Source organism: Micromonospora sp. WMMA1998, assembly GCF_027497375.1.
GTDB lineage: Bacteria > Actinomycetota > Actinomycetes > Mycobacteriales > Micromonosporaceae > Micromonospora > Micromonospora sediminicola.
On the sequence record NZ_CP114911.1, the window covers coordinates 5589249 to 5606333 of the forward strand.

The following is a 17085-nucleotide window of genomic DNA, read 5'->3' on the forward strand; positions in this document are numbered from 1 at the left end:
CGGCGGGAAGCAGTCCACTGCCGCCCGTGGGGTCTCCGAGGAGACTCCCGGGCGGTAGTGTCGTTTCGGCGGACCGGAGAGTGGCATGGTGCAGATGCTGGACGAGGACGGCACCGTCGATCCCTGGCGCCGGCGAGCCCGGCGCGGCCGCCGGCAGATGCCGCTCTGGCAGGAACTGCCGCTGCTGCTCATCGTGGCGTTCTGCCTGGCGGTGCTGATCCGCACGTTCCTGCTCCAGGCCTTCTTCATCCCCTCCGGGTCGATGGAGAACACGCTGCTCATCGGTGACCGGGTGCTGGTCAACAAGGTCGTCTACGACGTCCGTGACCCGGTCCGGGGCGAGGTCGTGGTGTTCCGGGGCACCGACCGCTGGGTCGCCCAGGAGGCGCCGGCGCCGCCGACCAACCTCGCCGGCAGGGTCGGCCGGACGCTCGGTGACCTCGTCGGCGTCAGCAGGCCCGGCGAGAAGGACTTCATCAAGCGCGTCATCGGCGTGCCCGGCGACAAGGTCTGGTGCTGCGACGACGGCCGCGTGGTGGTCAACGGCGTGCCGCTGGACGAGCAGGCGTACGTCTCCGAGGACTCCCCGGTCGAGCTTCCGCCCAACCCCAAGGAGTGCCGTTCCCGGCAGTTCACCGAGGTGGTGGTGCCACCGGGGCAGATCTTCGTGATGGGCGACCACCGGCTGGTGTCGCAGGACGCCCGCTGTCAGGGCCCGGTGCCGATCGACAACGTCGTCGGCCGCGCTTTCATGATCGTCTGGCCGTCCCAGCGCTGGACCTCGTTGCCCGTGCCGAAGACGTTCTCCGAGCTGCCCCGTCCGGATGCCGCGCCGGCGCGCCCGGCCCCCGTCGACCCGGACCCGGTGGGTGGGGTCGTCCTGATTCTCCCGGTGGCGGCGGCGCTGACTGTTCTCGCGGGTTCGGGGCGACCGCGCCGTACCGGGGGACGTAGGCTCCTCCCGTGATTGACGAGCAGACCGAGAAGCCGCGCAGCTCCTTCTGGAAGGAACTGCCCATCCTCCTGGGCGTGGCGATCCTGGTCGCAGTGCTGGTTCGTGCCTTCGTGCTGCAGACCTTCTTCATCCCGTCCCCGTCCATGGAGAACACCCTCAAGATCGACGATCGGGTGCTGGTCAACAAGCTGGTCTACGATTTCCGCTCGCCGCACCGGGGCGAGGTGATCGTGTTCAAGGCACCCACCGAGTGGAGTGGCAACCCCAACGGTGAGGACTTCATCAAGCGCGTGATCGGGGTCGGCGGCGACCACGTGGTCTGCTGTGACCGCACCGGTCCGCAGGAGCGGCTGGTCATCAACGGCAAGCCGATCGACGAGCCGTTCGTCTTCCCCGGCAACAAGCCGGCCGACCAGGACTTCGACATCACCGTGCCGAAGGGCCGGCTCTGGGTGATGGGCGACCATCGGGAGGCCTCCGGCGACTCGCTGGAGCACTGGCAGCAGTCCGGCGAGGACATCACCGAGGCCACCATCCCGGAGGGCGAGGTCGTCGGGCGGGCCTTCACCATCTTCTGGCCGGTCGGGCGCGCGACCTGGCTCACCGTGCCCGAGCAGTTCGACGGCATCCCCAACCCCTGACCCGCCACGGGAGGGCGTGGTCGTTCGTCACAGGCGTCTGGCAGGCTGGTGCGGTGACCGTCTACACCCCTCGTCGCGCCGCCCGGGTCCTCCTGGTCGACGCGTCCGACCGGGTGCTGCTCTTCCAGGGCAGTGATCCGGCCCGGCCGGACCACCGCTACTGGTTCACCCCGGGCGGCGGGCTCGATCCCGGCGAGACCCCGGCCGAGGGCGCGGCGCGGGAGCTGGCCGAGGAGACCGGCCTGCGGCTCGCCCCGGCCGAGCTGGGCGCGCCGGTCTGGGCCGACATCGTCGAGTTCCCGTTCGACGGGGTCTGGTACCGCCAGGAGCAGGAGTTCTTTCTCGCCCGGGTGTCCGGCTGGGAGGTCGACACCGCCGGTTTCGACGCGGTCGAGCGCGCCAGTGTGCACGGGCACCGTTGGTGGACCGTCGGCGAGCTGACCGCGACCGCCGACCGCTACTACCCGCCGGACCTGCCCGACCGGCTCGGCCGGGTGCTGACCGGGAGTGGCCCGTGCTGACCCCGCCGCGCACGGTGGTGCGCCGCGACGGCGGGCTCTACGCGCTGGAGCGGGCGCTGCAACGGCGGGGCTTCCGGCACGTGGCGGGTGCCGACGAGGCGGGCCGGGGCGCCTGTGCGGGTCCGCTGGTGGCCGCCGCCGCGGTGCTGCCCGAGGGGCGACGTGGCGAGATCGACGAGCTGGCCGACTCGAAGCTGCTCACCCCGGCGGCCCGTGAGCGGGTCTACGACGAGGTGGTGGCGCGCGCCCTGGCGTACGCCGTGGTGGTCATCCCGGCCGAGGAGGTCGACGCCCGCGGTCTGCACGTGTGCAACCTGGCCGCGATGCGCCGGGCCCTGGCCTCGCTCACCACCCGGCCGGAATACGTGCTGACCGACGGCTTCGGCGTCGACGGGCTGGACGTGCCGGGGCTGGCGGTCTGGAAGGGTGACCGGGTGGCCGCCTGTGTCGCGGCGGCGAGCGTGCTGGCCAAGGTCACCCGGGACCGGATCATGGTGGAGCTGGACGGGCGGTTCCCCGGCTACGGCTTCGCCGAGCACAAGGGCTACATCACCGCGGAGCACAGCGCCGCGCTGCGCGAGCGGGGGCCGTGCCGGGAGCACCGTTTCTCGTACGTGAACGTGGCCGCCGTGTCGGGGCGGGACGGGCAGCCGCCCCGGGCCCGGCGCCCGGCCGCCGGAGGGCCGGACCCGGTGCTCCCCGGCCGGGTGGGTGGACGGCCGGACGAGCCGATGGAGCGCTCCGGCGCGCCAGGGGGTACCGTCGGCGTGGCGTTGGGCGAGCAGCCGCGACCTCCGGCGTCGGTGGGGGAAGATGTGGTCATGGAAGGCGGAGTGCGATGAGCGCGGAAGATCTCGAGAAGTACGAGACCGAGATGGAGCTGCAGCTCTACCGGGAGTACCGCGACATTGTCCGCCAGTTCTCCTACGTGGTGGAGACCGAGCGCCGGTTCTACCTGGCCAACCAGGTTGACCTGCACGTCCGTAACTCGGACGGCGAGGTCTACTTCGAGGTCGAGATGCACGACGCCTGGGTGTGGGACATGTACCGTCCTGCCCGTTTCGTCAAGAACGTCCGGGTGATGACGTTCAAGGACGTCAATGTGGAAGAGCTCGAAAAGCCTGACATCTCGCTTCCCGCAGATTCCGGTTTCGGCAGCTGACCGCGGCGGGCCCGGACGGCCCGCCCCGAGCGCGGCTCACTCCGCCGGCACGACCACCTCGACCCGCTGCACCAGGTTGTTCGCGAACCCGCCCCGGTTCCACGGCTGCTCGACCGGCTGGGTCCGCCCCGAGGCGTCCGTGGCCCGGGCGCCCAGCACGTACCGGCCGGGCGTCGCCGTCCAGCGCACCGACCACCGGCGCCACGCCCACTCGCCCCCGCAGGGCGCGTCCAGGTCCGCCGGCGTCCACGTCTGACCACCGTCGACGGTCACCTCGACCGACGTCACCGGCGCGTGCCCCGACCAGGCCCGACCGTCCACCGTGCACGGCCCCGGCCGCAGGACCCGGGTGCGGGACATGAAGTCCGGAAAGCCGGGCGGGCGCACCAGCGCGCGGGGCTCGATCCGGGTCACCGGCACCCCCGGGTCGTCGGCGTCGTGCCGCAGCCGGTAGGCCACCGCGTTCTGGTAGCCGTCGAACGGCTCGGTCGTCACCCGGATGTCGCGCAGCCACTTGACGTGCGCCATGCCGTACCAGCCCGGCACGATCAGTCGCACCGGCGCGCCGTGCTGCGGCAGCAGGGGAGCGCCGTTCATCTCGTACGCCAGCAGCACCTCCTCGCGCAGCGCGTCGGCCACCGGCAGCGCCCGCTGGTAGTCCTGCTCGACGCCGCGCTCCACCCCGTGGTCGGCGCCGGTGAACACCACGTCCACCGCGTCGTCCGCCAGGCCGGCCTCGCGCAGCAGCGGGGCCAGCGGGGTGCCCGTCCACTCGGCGTTGCCCACGGCCTCCACCAGCCACGGCTGGCTGACCGGGCGGGGGTGCAGCAGCGCCCGGCCGTTGCCCGCGCACTCCAGCGTCACCCGGTGGGTGACCCGGGGGAGCGCCCGCAGCGCCGCCAGGTCGAGCCGCAGCGGCCGCCGCACCGCCCCGGACACGGTGAGCGCGTGCGTGGCCGGGTCGACGTCCGGGATGTCGTAGTGGATGAGCAGGTAGTGCAGGCCGGCCGGGGTCACGTCGTAGCGCAACGCCTCCAGTGGGATGCCGTGGTTGCGCGCCGCCAGCTGGAGCTCCTCGGCGCTGATCGCCTCGTCCGGCCCGGCGACCCGGGACGGCCGGCTCACGTCGCCCACTGTGGTCATGACTGCTCCAACCGGTCGTAGCCGACGAACTCGAACATCCGCGCGCCGGCCGCCAGCGAGCGGGGAGCGCCGGTGAAACGGTGCGCGCCGACGCCCACGCCGTCGGCGGGGCTGCTCACCGCGACCGGTTCGAAGCCCTCCTCGGCGAACCAGTCGCAGATCGTGGGCACCAGGTCCGGCTCCCGCCGGTGCCGCGTCCACAGCACCGTGCCGCCGGTGGCGCAGAGCGACGCGCAGTGCCGCACGGTCGCCCGGATGTCGTCGTCGCCGATGTTGCCGAAGATGCCGCAGACCAGCACCAGGTCCGCGGGCGCCAGGTCGGCGTAGCGGTCGGTCACCGCCGCGTCCCCGGTGACCACCTCCACGCCGGTCAGCCCCGCGTCGGCGGCGGCCCGGCGGGCCAGCTCGGCGTTGCGCGGGTCCAGCTCCACCAGGCGGGCGGTCACGTCCCCGCCCCGGGGGTGGGTGGCGAGCACGGGGATCAGGTCGCGTCCCTGGCCGGCGCAGAGGCTGACCGCGCGCAGCGGACCGGGCGGCGCGGCGTCCAACGCCTCGGTGACCCGGCGGCGCACCTCGACGAGTCGTCTCGACAGCGCCGAGTCGGGCTGGTCGTAGTCGCGGTGCCAGGCGTACCAGTCCTTCGTCACGAGGTCAGCATAGGCGGCCCGGCGCTAGCAGATCCGCCCCGAGACCGGGCGGCCGTCCACAACCCCGGTGTTGTCCACAGTGGTGATGACGCCGAGGTGACGACGGCCGCGCGGGGCGGGCAGAGTGCGCGGGGTGTGGACCTCGACCGGTCGCGTCGGCGCGGCCCTGCTGCTGATGCTGATCCTCACCCCGACCGTGCCGACGGGTGCGCCGGCGGGCCCGGAACCGGTGGCGACGGGAGGCCGGACCGACGCCCGCGCCGCCGGGCCGTTCCGGTGGCCGCTGGCCGGCCGAGCCCTGGTGGTCCGCCGGTTCGATCCGCCGCCGCAGCCGTGGCTGGCCGGGCACCGCGGCGTGGACCTGGCCGGCGACCCGGGCGCCGAGGTGCGCGCGGCCGGCCCCGGGACGGTCCTGTTCGCCGGTCCGGTCGCCGGCCGGCCGGTGGTCACCGTCGGGCACCGCGACGGGCTGCGCACCACCTACGAGCCGGTCCGGTCCCGCCTCGCCGCCGGCGCCCCCGTCGACGCCGGCACGCCGATCGGTGAGCTGCTCGGCGGCCATCCGGGCTGCCCCGCCGTGGCCTGCCTGCACTGGGGGCTGCGCCGGGGCGCCGACTACCTGGACCCGCTCGCGCTGCTCGGCGTCGGTCGCGCCCGGCTGCTCCCGCTCGACCCGACCCCACCGGGCCCGTGAGCGGGCCGACCGGTCAGCCCTGGGCGAGCAGCGTGGGCAGGCGCACGGCCAGCCGGTCGTACTCCTCCGGGGTGTTGTAGACCTGGCCGCACAGGCGCAGGTAACCCCGCCCGTTCCAGCCGGCGACCGACACCTCAGCGCCGATCCGGTCCGCGATCCGGGCCCGCAGCTCCCGGGCCGCGTCCAGGGTGGTCGCGACGCCGGGCGGCAACGGGACGAGCCGCATGGCCACCGCCGGTCCGCCGGGCTCCGGCAGCCGCTCCGGCGCCACCCCGAGCGCGTCCCCGACGACCCGTTGCCCGTACGCGGCCAGTGCCGCGTTGTGCGTCCGGACCCGGTCCAGGCCGAGGCTGCGCAGCGTGAACAGGCCGACCGGGGCGGCCAGCCAGCCGGTGTAGTCGCGCGTGGCCTGCCACTCGACCCGGGTCGGGAACCCGGAGTCCTGCTCCCACGAGACCACGAGCGGCTGGATGCGTTCGCGCCACCGCTCGGCGACCACCAGCGCGGCGGTGCCGCGCGGCGCGTACGCCCACTTGTGCAGGTTGCCGACCCAGAAGTCGGCGCCGACCGAGGCCACCGTGGTGGGCAGCATGCCCGGCGCGTGCGCCGCGTCCACCAGCACGGGCACGCCCTGCTCCCGGGCCACCGCGACCAGCGCCGAGGTCGGGAACAGCCGGGCGGTCGGCGAGGTGAGCTGGTCGACGATCAGCAGCCGGGTGCGCCCGGGGCGCAGCCCGTCACGGACGATCTCGACCAGCTCCTCGTCGGTGGCCGACAACGGCACCGGCAGGGTCCGGGACACCGCACCGGTCCGCGCGCACTCCCGCGCCACCGACAGGGCGACCGCCCCGTACCCGTGGTCGGTGGTCACCACCTCGTCGCCCGGGCGCAGCGCGAGCGACTGGAGCACGACGGCCGCGCCGGTGGTGACATTGCTGACCAGGGTGGTGCCGTCGGGGTCGGCCCCGAGAAAGGTGGCCAGGTGCCGCCGGGCGTGGGCGATCCGGTCCACCAGGCCCTGGGTGAAGAACCGCAGCGGGTTCGACTCCATCTCGTCGCGCAGCCGTTGCTGGGCGCGCTGCACGGGGATCGGCACGGCGCCGAACGCGCCGTGGTTGAGGTGGCTGACGGACGGGTCGAGGGAGAAGAGCAGTCGAGCCCCCGGGATCGGCTCGGGCGGCCGCGGCACCGTCATCCGTCGATCGTAGCCCGTCGTGGATCATCACCCGACCGCTTCCGCGCCCGCGGCCCGGCGGGCGGCGGCCGGTGCGGTGCGACGGCGGTCAGGCCCGGGGGTGTGCCTGCCGGTAGGCCGCCCGCAGCCGCTCGACCGAGACGTGGGTGTAGATCTGGGTGCTGGCGAGCGACGAGTGCCCCAGCAGCTCCTGCACGGCCCGCAGGTCGGCGCCCCCTTCGAGCAGGTGGGTGGCGGCCGAGTGGCGCAGCCCGTGCGGGGTCACCCTCGGTAGCCCGGCCGCGCCGGACCAGCCGGCCACGATCCGCCGTGCGGTGGTCGGGTTGAGTCGCCCGCCCCGGGCCCCGAGCAGCAGCGCGCGGCCCGATCCCGGTGTCGCCAGACGCGGGCGGCCGTGCCGCAGCCACGCGTCCAGTGCTCGCTGCGCCGGCACGCCGTAGGGCACCGCGCGCTCGCGGCCGCCCTTGCCGAGCACGCGCACCACGCGGCGGGCCTGGTCGACGTCGGCGACGTCCAAGCCGCAGGCCTCGCTGACGCGTACTCCCGTGCCGTAGAGCAGTTCGAGCAACAGCCGGTCCCGCAGCAGTACCGCCCCGGTCGCGTCCTCGGGGGCCGCCGCGACCGGGGCGGCCGCCTCGCTCCGCTCGGCCGTGTCGCCCGGGTCCGCCGTGTCGCTCGGGTCCGCCGTGTCGCCCGGGTCCGCCGTGTTGCCGGCCGGAACCGGGGCGGCCGTGCGACCCTCGGCAGGAGCGGTGCCGGCCGGGGTCGAGGCGTCTACCGCGCGCAGCGGGGCGTCCATCAGGGCGGCTGCCTGGTCGGCGCGCAGGACGGTGGGCAGCTCCCGGCCGGCCCGGGGGCTGGCAAGCGGCGCGGCGACGTCGTGGGGGAGCAGCCCGGCCCGGTGCGCCCAGGCGCTGAAGGTGCGCGCGGCCGCCGCCCGCCGGGCCATGGTCGTCCGGGCGGCCCCCATGGTCCGCTGCTTGGCCAGCCAGCTGCGCAGCATCGCGAGGTCCAACCCCGCCAGGTCGGCACAACCCATCCGGACCGCGTGGTCGAGCAGCGAGACGAGGTCGGTCACGTAGGCCCGCACGGTGTGCGCCGAACGGTCACGGACCCGCGACAGGTGGTCGGCGAAGTCGTCCACCGCCTCGCGCATCGGCGCCGGCAGCTCCTCGTGCGCGGCCCGGGTGCCGCGCCGCAGCTCACCCACCGACGGCCCCGGCCGCTTCGGCCCGGCGGCCGTGGTCGGAGTCGGGTCCGGTCCTGCGGGTGCGGACGGCCAACACCATCCCAGCGTACGGCCGGCACGTCCCGGCCCGCCGCCTCGGTCCCGCGCCCGCGACGATCGACTCCACCCCGCCCGGGTGGCGGTGTCGGTGCCCCGGGACACCGCCACCTCGGCGAGACGGCCTGCGCCGGCCACGCCTGGTCGTGGCGGCGCGCCGGGCGGGGTGGCAGAAGCGGCGCTGGACAGGGGAAACTCGTGTGGCGGGAGAGTGGTGCGGGGAACCGGCCACCCGATCCCCGCCGTCGCCGACTGGTGAAGCAGACCCTCCCGCATCGGCGGGCGGCGGGGGTGGTGGGCGCCGGGCGGAAGGGTCGGGTCGGCGGCGATCGGCAGGGCGTCCCGCGACGGTGACGCCGGTGCGAGGAGGGACCGGGCGTGGGAGTGGATGCGGTCCTCTACCGGCGGGTGCGGGCCGGCGCGGCCCGCCGCCCGCCCGCGTACGTCTCGATCGAGGTCGTCGCGGATCCGCGGGACGTGCTGCTCGACCTGCTCAAGCGGGTACGCGGCAGCGGTCGCACCCCGCTGCTGGACCGGGTCGACCCGCTCGGTGAACTGGTCGTCGACGCCGGCCAGGTGCCGCAGCTGCTCACCGAGCTGCGTGCTCTGGCCGAGGCGGCCGGGGCGCCGGCGGAGGTCGACCAGATCCGCCGGCTGGCCCGGCTCGCCCGCCGCTGCCAGGAGAGCCGCGACGTCGAGATCCGGTTCGAGGGCGACTGACGTCACGACGGCCGCCGTCCCCGCCCGGTGGCGTCGGGGGGCGTGAGCGCGTATCCGCCGTCGCTCCGGCGCACCACCAGCTCCAGCTCCTCCAGCATGGACAGTTTTCGCATCGCGGTGCGCAGGTCCACGCCGGCGCGTGCCGCGACGCTCTCCAGGTCGAGGGCTCGACGGCGGGGCAGCGCCTCCAACACCTGGGTGGCCTCGTCGTCGAGCCGGTCCCTCGGCCGCTCGGCCGCCCGGGCCGGCGGCGCCAGGTCGTACCCGATCCGCCCGACCTCCTCCAGCACGTGCGCGACACCGGTGACCAGCCGGGCGCACGGCCGTTCCCGGAGCACCTCGTGCCCGCCCACCGACATGGCCGAGGTGACCGGACCCGGCACCACCATGGCAGGGCGGCCGAGCCCGAGCGCCCGGTTGAGCGTCTGGGTGGCTCCGCTGCGGGCAGCGGCCTCGACCAGCACCGTGCCCCTGGTGGCCGCCGCGATGACCCGGTTGCGGATGAGGAACCGGGGACGCAACGGCTCGGCGCCGGGCATCCACTCGCTCACCAGGAGGCCGGTCTCGGCGATCCGGTCGAAGAGCGCCGCGTTGCCCATCGGGTACGGGCGGTCCAGGCCGCAGGCCAGCACCGCGACGGTGCGCCCACCGGCGGTCAACGCCCCGCGGTGGGCCGCCGAGTCGATGCCGAACGCCCCGCCGGAGACGACCGTCCACTCCCGGTCGGCCAGTCCGTAGCCCAGCTCCGTGGCGACGTGCGAGCCGTAGGGGGTGGCCGCCCGCGCGCCGACCACGGCCACCGAACGCGCCAGTGTCTCGTCGAGCGGCCAGCCGCCGCGTACCCAGAAGCAGAGCGGCGGATCGGTCTCCACGTCGACCCGCCGGGCGGCGTCGGGCAGCACCAGCCGGCGCAGCTCGCCGACCGGCGCCGGCCACTCGTCGTCCTCCGGCGTGACCAGCCGCGCCCCGAGCCGTTCGGCCCGGGCCAGGGCCTCGGCGGCCACCCGGCGCGCGTCACCGGCCGCCGTGCGGGCCGCGACGGCCGACCGGAGCGTTCGCTCCGGCGCGTCGCCGGCCAGCAGCAGGTCGAGCGTCGCCGCCGGGCCGATCCGCTCGACCAGGGCGTGGACCGATCGCGTGCCGGGCTCGGCGAGCCAGGTCAGCGCGACCCGGGCCAGCCGCTGCTCGTCGGTGGCGGTCACGCGCCCTCTCCTGTCCTGAGGTGGATGGCCTCCGCGACGTCCCCCTGGTCGGGGCGGTCCCGGCCGTCCAGGTCGGCGACCGTCCACGCGAGCCGGAGCACCCGGTCGTACCCGCGCGCCGAGAGCGAGCCGGTGTCGAGGCGGCGACGCAGCTCGCGGGTCACCCGCGCCGGCAGGTGCCACGGCGGGCGGCGCAGGTAGGGGCCGGGGACGTCGGCGTTCACCCGGTGCCCGGTGGCCGTCCAGCGGTCGGCGGCGGCCCGCCGGGCCACGGCCACCCGGGCGGCCACGGTCGCCGAGGATTCGTGCGGCGTGTCGGTGTGCAACAGCTCCGCCGCGCGCATCGCCGGCAGCGTGACCAGCACGTCGACGCGGTCGAGCAGCGGGCCGGAGAGCCGCCCCAGGTAGCGCCGCCGGGCCTGCGGCGTGCACTCGCAGTCGACGTCGCCGGACGGTTTCGCGCAGGGGCAGGGGTTGGCGGCCAGCACCAGCTGCGTCCGGGCCGGGTATTCGATGGCGCCCCGGGTGCGTGCCATCCGGACCAGACCACTCTCCAGCGGCTGGCGCAACGCCTCCAGGGCGCCCTTGCCGAACTCGGGCGCCTCGTCGAGGAAGAGCACGCCCCGGTGGGCCAGCGAGACCGCGCCGGGCCTCGCCAGCCCCGAACCTCCGCCGACCAGCGCGGGCACCGTGGCGGTGTGGTGCGGCGCCTGGAACGGGGGACGGCGCAGCAGGCCACCGCCGGGCGGCAGCAGCCCGGCGATCGAGTGCAGCGCGGTCACCTCCAGGGCGGCCTCGTCCTCCAGTTCGGGCAGGACCGACGGCAGCCGCTCGGCCAGCATGGTCTTGCCGGCGCCGGGCGGCCCGAGCAGGGCGAGGTGGTGGCCACCGGCGGCGGCGATCTCCAGGGCCCGGCGGCCGAGGGGCTGCCCGGCCACGTCGCTGAGGTCGGGCCCGACCGGCACGTCGGCCGGTGGCCGCGCGGCCGGGGCGAGCAGTGGCGTGCCGTTCCGGACGTGGGCGACGAGCCGGTGCAGGGTGTCGACCGCGTGGACCAGGACGCCGGGGATGACGGCCGCCTCGCCGGCGTTGCCGGCGGGCACGACCACGCGGGTGTATCCGGCCCGGGCGGCGGCGGCGACCATGGGCAGGGTGCCGCGCACCGGACGGACCGTGCCGTCGAGCCCGAGTTCGCCGAGGACGACGGTGCCGTCGAGGGCGACCGGGGGCAGCTCGCCGGAGCCGGCGAGGACCGCCACGGCGATGGCCAGGTCGAAGGCGGAGCCGTACTTGGGCAGCGTGGCGGGCAGCAGGTTGAGGGTGATCCGCCGGTTGGGCCACTTCTGGCCGGAGTTGACGATGGCGGCGCGGACCCGGTCGCGGGCCTCGTGCAACGCGGTGTCGGGCAGGCCGGAGATGACCACGGCGGGCAGGCCGGGGGCGAGGTCGGCCTCGACCGCCACGACGTGCCCGGCGACCCCGGCGAGGCCGACGCTGAGAATCTTTGCGTAGCCCATGTCAGAACGCGCCCCGCAGGTGTTCGACCTGGGCCCGGCCGGTGACCGGCAGCCGGACCGAGAGCACGTCGAAGCGGACCTCGTCGGCGGTGGTGCCGGTCTCGGCGAGCCAGCGGACGGCCAGGCCACGCAGCCGGCGGGCCTTGGCCCGGACCACGGCCTCGACGGGGGCGCCGTACCGCTCGGTGCGCCGGGTCTTCACTTCGCAGAAGGCCAGGACCGGCCCCTCCCAGGCGATGATGTCGATCTCCCCGTCGGGACAGCGCCAGTTGCGGGCGATCGGCCGCAGGCCGCTCTCGATCAGGTGCCGCAACGCGCACCGCTCGCCGTACGCCCCGACGGCCTGGTTCCGGTTCGTCATGCCGGTCAGGTTGCGACCGGCGGCCGGGCGGCGCGTGCCGCCGGCGTCCGGCCTGTGGACGAGATCCGACTTGTGGACAGCACCACGATCTTCCGGCCGATGTGCCACCGGATCACCCCACGGCGGCGCGGAGCCGGCCGCTGCCGCCCCCGAGCTGGCGCGATGTTCCGGTCGGCCCGAATGGCGCGGCTGGTGCCGGTCGCATACCGTGCCCGTCGTGGACGGACGACGGAGCTATCCCGAGGATCAGCAGGGGTCGCGTTGGGGCGACCGCGGGTACGAGTCGGAGTGGCGCGCCGCGGGCGAGCCGCGCTACCGCGACGACGACTACCGCGCCCCGGAGCAGCGCGCCGGTGAGAGCCGGTACGGGGGTTACTCCGCCGCCGACCCGCTGGTCGACGACACCAGCGGCTGGCGGTCGCAGCGTCCGGACGACCCGGAGGTCTCCGGCGAGCTGCCCGGTCGGGCCGGCCGGCGGGCGGCGCGCGAGGCGCAGGGCGGTGAGGACCCGCTCTCCCGCAGCGGCGTCGACGCGCTCGGCACCGCCTCGCACGGCACGTCGACCCCGCTCGGCGGCGCCCCGGCCTCGCTGGGCGGCGCCTCGGCCCCGGTCGCCGACCCGCTCGGCGGCGGGTCCCGCGGCGCCGACGCGTTCGGCGCGCGCGGCGGCGACGGTCTCGTGGGCGGGGTCGACCAGGCGCGACCCGGGCCGCTGGGCGGCTACCCGATCGTCGACACCGGCGCGACCGGCGGCACCCAGATGTCGCTGGGCGGCCGGCCGGGTCCGGGCTCGGCCACCCCGTTGACCATCGGTGAGCGTCCCGGTGGGCCGGCGGAGTCGGCGGCGCCGCCGAACCCGCTGGAGATGCCGACCGGCCCGATGCCGTCGGTGGTGCCCCGGACGGACGGGCCGCCGCCGGGTGACGGCGTCTACCGGACCCGGCGCCCGGCGCTCGCGGTGCTGCTGGCGGCGCTGGTGCTGGTGCTGGAGGTGCCGGCGTTGCGGGTGCTGCTGCACGGGCTGGTGGGTGATCCGGTGTCCACGTCGCACGTGGTGGTGGGGACGTTCCTGGTGGTCGGGCTGCCGATCTTCGGCGCCGGCCTGTACGGGCTGCGCACCGGCGGGCTGGCGCTCGCCGACGGCAGTCGTGGCTGGCTCCGCCCACCGACGGCGTACCTGACCGTCGGTCTGGTGCTCTTCCTGGCCGCCGCCCTCGCCGCCCGCTGATACCGGGCGGGGAGGAAACGCACCCCGGGGCCGGGGTGCGGAGAAGGCGCGTACACTGGTCGACTGGCGACCGCCTCGCGCGGTCGACCTCGCGCGCCCTCTCCACGGTCCTCCCGTGGGGCGACGGCCTCCCTGGTCCCGGTTCCGCACCGGGCCCACCCTGGCCGGCGACCGGGCGCCAGGCGTCCGGTCGCCGACCGGACGGACAACCAGGGACAAAGTAGGAGTACCCACCATGGCCGTCGTGACCATGCGTCAGCTGCTGGAGAGCGGTGTGCACTTCGGGCACCAGACCCGGCGCTGGAACCCGAAGATGAAGCGCTTCATCTTCACCGAGCGCAACGGTATCTACATCATCGACCTGCGCCAGACGCTCGACTACATCGAGAAGGCGTACGAGTTCGTTCGCACCACCGTCGCGGGCGGCGGCAGCATCCTGTTCGTCGGCACCAAGAAGCAGGCCCAGGAGGCCATCGCCGAGCAGGCGACCCGGGTCGGCCAGCCGTACGTCAACCACCGCTGGCTCGGTGGCATGCTGACCAACTTCCAGACCGTGTACAAGCGGCTGCAGCGGATGAAGGAGCTCGAGGCCCTGGGTGACCTGAGCGGCACCGCCGCCGGTTACACCAAGAAGGAGACCCTCCAGCTCTCCCGCGAGAAGATCAAGCTCACCAAGACCCTCGGTGGTCTGCGGGACATGCAGAAGCTCCCGGCCGCGGTCTGGATCGTCGACACCAAGAAGGAGCACATCGCCGTCGACGAGGCCCGCAAGCTGGGCATCCCGGTGATCGCGGTGCTCGACACCAACTGCGACCCGGACGAGGTCGACTTCCCGATCCCGGGCAACGACGACGCCATCCGCTCGGCCGAGCTGCTGACCAAGGTCGTCGCCGCCGCCGTCGCCGACGGTCTGATCGCCCGCTCCGGCCGCAACCGGGGCGCCGACGAGAAGCCCGAGGCGGGCCAGGTCGGCGCCGACGAGCCGCTGGCCGAGTGGGAGCGCGAGCTGCTCGAGGAGCCGAAGAAGGCCGACGAGCAGCCCGCCGCCGCCGAGCAGGCCGCGCCGGCCGCCGAGCAGCCGGCGACCGCCGCCGCGGAGTGATCTCGCCGTCGCGTCCCCGCCGTCCGGTTTCCCGGGCGGCGGGGCGCGGCGGGTACGCCGGGCAGAACCGGCCCGGATCCGGGTAACCGGGCACCCAGACCATCTCACTGACACCGAAGAGAGAGTCATGTCCAACTTCACCGCCGCGGACGTCAAGAAGCTCCGCGACCTCACCGGCGCCGGCATGATGGACTCCAAGAAGGCGCTGACCGAGGCCGAGGGCGACTTCGACAAGGCCGTCGAGATCCTGCGCGTCAAGGGCGCGAAGGACGTCGGCAAGCGGGCCGGCCGCACCGCCGCCAACGGTCTCATCGCCCACTCCGGCCAGGCGCTGCTGGAGCTCAACTGCGAGACCGACTTCGTCGCCAAGAACGACGCCTTCATCGCGTTGGCCCAGCAGCTGGTCGAGCACGGTGTGGCCAGCGGCGCCACCAACGCCGAGGAGCTGCTCGCCAGCACCATCGACGGCAAGAGCGTGGCCGACCTGATCCAGGAGCAGTCCGCCAAGATCGGCGAGAAGCTGGTGCTGAACCGCTTCGCCAAGCTCGACGGCACCACCGCGGTCTACCTGCACCGCAAGAGCCAGGACCTGCCCCCGGCGGTCGGCGTGCTGGTGCAGTTCTCCGGCAAGACCGACGAGGCCGCCGACGCCGACGCGCGTGGCGTGGCCATGCAGATCGCCGCGATGCGGCCGAAGTACCTCACCCGCGACGAGGTGCCGGCGGAGACCGTCGAGTCCGAGCGGCGCATCGCCGAGCAGACCGCCCGCGAGGAGAACAAGCCCGAGGCGGCGCTGCCGAAGATCGTCGAGGGTCGGGTCAACGCCTTCTTCAAGGACTTCGTCCTGCTGGAGCAGGCCGCGGTCGCCGACAACAAGAAGACCGTCAAGCAGGTGCTGGCCGACGCCGGCATCGAGGTGACCCGCTTCGTGCGGTTCGAGGTCGGCCAGGCCTGAGCCGCCGCTCCGGGCCGCTGAGCCCGGGCGCAGGGAGAACGTCGACGAGGAGGCCGCCGGTGTACGCGACAGGCACCGCGGCCTCCTCGTCACATAGGGTCTGCAGGGGCACGTACGCGAGGCCCGCGCGGCGCGCGGGGAGAAGGGGCGGGGCGGATGACGCAGGTTGTGAGTGACCGGAGCCTGGCGGCGGACGATCCGACCGCCCCTCCGCCCGGTCGGTCCCGCCGGGTGGTGCTGAAGCTCTCCGGTGAGGTCTTCGGCGGCGGCGCGATCGGCGTCGACCCGGACGTCGTGCAGGGCATCGCCCGGCAGATCGCCACCGTGGTCCGCCGCGGCGTGCAGGTCTCCGTGGTGGTCGGCGGCGGCAACTTCTTCCGCGGCGCCGAGCTGCAGAAGCGGGGCATGGACCGGGCCCGCGCCGACTACATGGGCATGCTCGGCACGGTGATGAACTGCCTCGCGCTCCAGGACTTCCTGGAGAAGGAGGGCATCGAGACCCGGGTGCAGAGCGCCATCACCATGGCCCAGGTCGCCGAGCCGTACATCCCGCTGCGCGCGATCCGGCACCTGGAGAAGGGCCGCGTGGTGATCTTCGGCGCGGGCGCCGGGATGCCCTACTTCTCCACCGACACCGTGGCCGCCCAGCGGGCGCTGGAGATCCGCGCGGACGTGGTGCTGATGAGCAAGAACGGCGTGGACGCGGTCTACACCGCCGACCCCCGGATCGACCCGACGGCGAGCAAGCTCGACTCGATCACCTTCTCCGAGGTGCTGCGCCGCAACCTGCGGGTGGCCGACGCCGCCGCGTTCAGCCTCTGCATGGAGAACGGCCTGCCGATGCTGGTCTTCGGCGCCCAGGGCGACGACACGATCGTCCGTGCCGTCGGCGGTGAGAAGATCGGCACGCTGATCACCGCCTGACCGGCCCGCCGGACCGGCAGCGGTCCTCTGCCACTGCAGCACCAGCACAGCCCACGACGAGCGACAGAAGGAGGCGAGGAGACCGGTGATCGACGACACCCTCCTCGAGGCGGAGGAGAAGATGGAGCGTGCGATCGAGCACGCCAAGGAGGAGTTCGGCGGGATCCGCACCGGTCGCGCCAACGCCGCCATGTTCTCCCGGATCCTCATCGACTACTACGGCAGCCCCACCCCGCTGCCGCAGATGGCGTCCATCGCGGTGCCCGAGCCGCGCATGGTGATCATCAAGCCGTACGACAACTCGCAGACCAACGCGATGGAAAAGGCGATCCGCGACTCGGACCTCGGGGTCAACCCGAACAACGAGGGCAACCAGCTGCGCATCGTGCTCCCGCAGATGACCGAGGAACGTCGCCGCGAGATGATCAAGGTGGTCCGGCACAAGGGCGAAGAGGCCAAGGTGGCCGTCCGCAACACCCGCCGTAAGGCCAAGGAGGAGCTGGACCGCCTGGTCAAGGACGGCGAGGTCGGCGAGGACGAGGGCCGGCGCGCGGAGAAGGAGCTGGACGACCTGACCCAGCGCTTCGTCGGCACCGTCGACGAGCTGGTCAAGCACAAGGAGAGCGAGCTGCTCGAGGTCTGAGCGGCCCGCGTACCGTGACGGCACCGCGCCGCCGCCGCCCGACCCCGGGCGGCGGCCCGGTGCCGTCGTCGTGCCCGGCGGCGTCCACCTTCGGCGCTTCGCGGGTGCAGTAGGCTCGGCACGATTCCCGACCACCACCGGGTGAACGGCGGGAGTCGCCCGGCCGTCGGTCGGTCAACAGGAAGTCTCA

At 74.4% G+C, this 17085-nt stretch carries 19 protein-coding genes; 12 read left to right on the forward strand and 7 right to left on the reverse strand.

The features are described from left to right. Window positions 1-85: 85 nt before the first annotated feature. From lepB (O7600_RS26020) to O7600_RS26040, 5 genes are read left to right on the forward strand one after another with little or no spacing between them, the layout of a single operon-like run. A complete protein-coding gene (lepB, locus tag O7600_RS26020) occupies window positions 86-967 on the forward strand; it encodes a signal peptidase I (protein ID WP_281591065.1) in 882 nt (293 codons plus the stop codon). After that, the gene (gene lepB / locus O7600_RS26025) at window positions 964-1596 is read left to right on the forward strand and encodes a signal peptidase I (protein WP_281591066.1); all 633 of its coding nucleotides are present in this window, start codon (window positions 964-966) and stop codon (window positions 1594-1596) included. The genes lepB (O7600_RS26020) and lepB (O7600_RS26025) overlap by 4 nt, the downstream gene beginning before the upstream one ends. A gap of 53 nt (window positions 1597-1649) precedes the next feature. Then, entirely contained in the window at window positions 1650-2117 is a 468-nt protein-coding gene (locus O7600_RS26030; protein WP_281591067.1) for an NUDIX hydrolase, read from the forward strand. Further along, window positions 2111-2959 carry a ribonuclease HII gene (locus tag O7600_RS26035; RefSeq protein ID WP_281591068.1) on the forward strand — a complete coding sequence of 283 codons (849 nt, stop codon included), beginning with the start codon at window positions 2111-2113 and terminating at the stop codon, window positions 2957-2959. Before O7600_RS26030 ends, O7600_RS26035 begins: the two co-directional genes overlap by 7 nt. After that, window positions 2956-3279 (forward strand): DUF2469 domain-containing protein, encoded by a 324-nt coding sequence (locus tag O7600_RS26040; protein ID WP_011905215.1) that lies wholly within the window; start codon window positions 2956-2958, stop codon window positions 3277-3279. Before O7600_RS26035 ends, O7600_RS26040 begins: the two co-directional genes overlap by 4 nt. A gap of 36 nt (window positions 3280-3315) precedes the next feature. On the opposite strand, the gene O7600_RS26045 is transcribed toward O7600_RS26040, so the two are convergent. Then, window positions 3316-4422, reverse strand: coding sequence for a sulfite oxidase (locus O7600_RS26045; RefSeq protein WP_281591069.1), 1107 nt, complete (start codon window positions 4420-4422; stop codon window positions 3316-3318). Continuing rightward, a complete protein-coding gene (locus tag O7600_RS26050; RefSeq protein ID WP_281591070.1) occupies window positions 4419-5069 on the reverse strand; it encodes a class I SAM-dependent methyltransferase in 651 nt (216 codons plus the stop codon). Before O7600_RS26050 ends, O7600_RS26045 begins: the two co-directional genes overlap by 4 nt. 133 nt (window positions 5070-5202) lie before the next feature. Here O7600_RS26050 and O7600_RS26055 point away from each other — a divergent pair, with 133 nt between their 5' ends. Further along, complete coding sequence (locus O7600_RS26055; protein ID WP_281591071.1) at window positions 5203-5763, forward strand: M23 family metallopeptidase; 561 nt, start codon at window positions 5203-5205, stop codon at window positions 5761-5763. 13 nt (window positions 5764-5776) lie between these two features. On the opposite strand, the gene O7600_RS26060 is transcribed toward O7600_RS26055, so the two are convergent. Continuing rightward, window positions 5777-6958, reverse strand: coding sequence for an aminotransferase class V-fold PLP-dependent enzyme (locus tag O7600_RS26060; RefSeq protein ID WP_281591072.1), 1182 nt, complete (start codon window positions 6956-6958; stop codon window positions 5777-5779). An 88-nt stretch (window positions 6959-7046) separates the two neighbouring features. Next, complete coding sequence (locus tag O7600_RS26065; protein ID WP_281594270.1) at window positions 7047-8159, reverse strand: tyrosine recombinase XerC; 1113 nt, start codon at window positions 8157-8159, stop codon at window positions 7047-7049. A gap of 462 nt (window positions 8160-8621) precedes the next feature. Here O7600_RS26065 and O7600_RS26070 point away from each other — a divergent pair, with 462 nt between their 5' ends. After that, complete coding sequence (locus O7600_RS26070) at window positions 8622-8963, forward strand: hypothetical protein (RefSeq protein ID WP_281591073.1); 342 nt, start codon at window positions 8622-8624, stop codon at window positions 8961-8963. Window positions 8964-8965: 2 nt separating this feature from the next. Here O7600_RS26070 and O7600_RS26075 read toward each other — a convergent pair whose 3' ends face one another. From O7600_RS26075 to O7600_RS26085, 3 genes are read right to left on the reverse strand one after another with little or no spacing between them, the layout of a single operon-like run. Further along, on the reverse strand, window positions 8966-10165 hold the full coding sequence (locus tag O7600_RS26075; RefSeq protein ID WP_281591074.1) for a DNA-processing protein DprA: 1200 nt from the start codon (window positions 10163-10165) through the stop codon (window positions 8966-8968). Further along, a complete protein-coding gene (locus O7600_RS26080; protein ID WP_281591075.1) occupies window positions 10162-11682 on the reverse strand; it encodes a YifB family Mg chelatase-like AAA ATPase in 1521 nt (506 codons plus the stop codon). The genes O7600_RS26075 and O7600_RS26080 overlap by 4 nt, the downstream gene beginning before the upstream one ends. A gap of 1 nt (window position 11683) precedes the next feature. Continuing rightward, window positions 11684-12043, reverse strand: coding sequence for a YraN family protein (locus tag O7600_RS26085; protein WP_281591076.1), 360 nt, complete (start codon window positions 12041-12043; stop codon window positions 11684-11686). Window positions 12044-12251: 208 nt separating this feature from the next. Between O7600_RS26085 and O7600_RS26090 the strand changes: the two genes are divergently transcribed. From O7600_RS26090 to frr, 5 genes are all read left to right on the forward strand, one after another. Further along, window positions 12252-13271, forward strand: a complete 1020-nt coding sequence (locus tag O7600_RS26090; RefSeq protein ID WP_348651361.1) for a hypothetical protein — start codon at window positions 12252-12254, stop codon at window positions 13269-13271. Between the two features lie 235 nt (window positions 13272-13506). Next, a complete protein-coding gene (gene rpsB / locus O7600_RS26095; protein WP_114919656.1) occupies window positions 13507-14373 on the forward strand; it encodes a 30S ribosomal protein S2 in 867 nt (288 codons plus the stop codon). A gap of 127 nt (window positions 14374-14500) precedes the next feature. Further along, the gene (gene tsf / locus O7600_RS26100; protein ID WP_091580167.1) at window positions 14501-15328 is read left to right on the forward strand and encodes a translation elongation factor Ts; all 828 of its coding nucleotides are present in this window, start codon (window positions 14501-14503) and stop codon (window positions 15326-15328) included. Window positions 15329-15484: 156 nt separating this feature from the next. Next, complete coding sequence (pyrH, locus tag O7600_RS26105) at window positions 15485-16252, forward strand: UMP kinase (RefSeq protein WP_036345766.1); 768 nt, start codon at window positions 15485-15487, stop codon at window positions 16250-16252. Between the two features lie 85 nt (window positions 16253-16337). Next, window positions 16338-16895 (forward strand): ribosome recycling factor, encoded by a 558-nt coding sequence (gene frr / locus O7600_RS26110; RefSeq protein WP_281591078.1) that lies wholly within the window; start codon window positions 16338-16340, stop codon window positions 16893-16895. The last annotated feature ends 190 nt before the right edge of the window (window positions 16896-17085 follow it).

Excerpts from the sequence above, each read along its gene's own strand:
- lepB (WP_281591065.1), top strand. The coding sequence starts at position 86 with ATGGTGCAGATGCTGGACGAGGACGGCACCGTCGATCCCTGGCGCCGG.
- O7600_RS26040 (WP_011905215.1), top strand. The coding sequence starts at position 2,956 with ATGAGCGCGGAAGATCTCGAGAAGTACGAGACCGAGATGGAGCTGCAG.
- O7600_RS26045 (WP_281591069.1), bottom strand. The coding sequence starts at position 4,422 with ATGACCACAGTGGGCGACGTGAGCCGGCCGTCCCGGGTCGCCGGGCCG.
- O7600_RS26060 (WP_281591072.1), bottom strand. The coding sequence starts at position 6,958 with ATGACGGTGCCGCGGCCGCCCGAGCCGATCCCGGGGGCTCGACTGCTC.
- O7600_RS26080 (WP_281591075.1), bottom strand. The coding sequence starts at position 11,682 with ATGGGCTACGCAAAGATTCTCAGCGTCGGCCTCGCCGGGGTCGCCGGG.
- O7600_RS26085 (WP_281591076.1), bottom strand. The coding sequence starts at position 12,043 with ATGACGAACCGGAACCAGGCCGTCGGGGCGTACGGCGAGCGGTGCGCG.
- rpsB (WP_114919656.1), top strand. The coding sequence starts at position 13,507 with ATGGCCGTCGTGACCATGCGTCAGCTGCTGGAGAGCGGTGTGCACTTC.
- tsf (WP_091580167.1), top strand. The coding sequence starts at position 14,501 with ATGTCCAACTTCACCGCCGCGGACGTCAAGAAGCTCCGCGACCTCACC.
- pyrH (WP_036345766.1), top strand. The coding sequence starts at position 15,485 with ATGACGCAGGTTGTGAGTGACCGGAGCCTGGCGGCGGACGATCCGACC.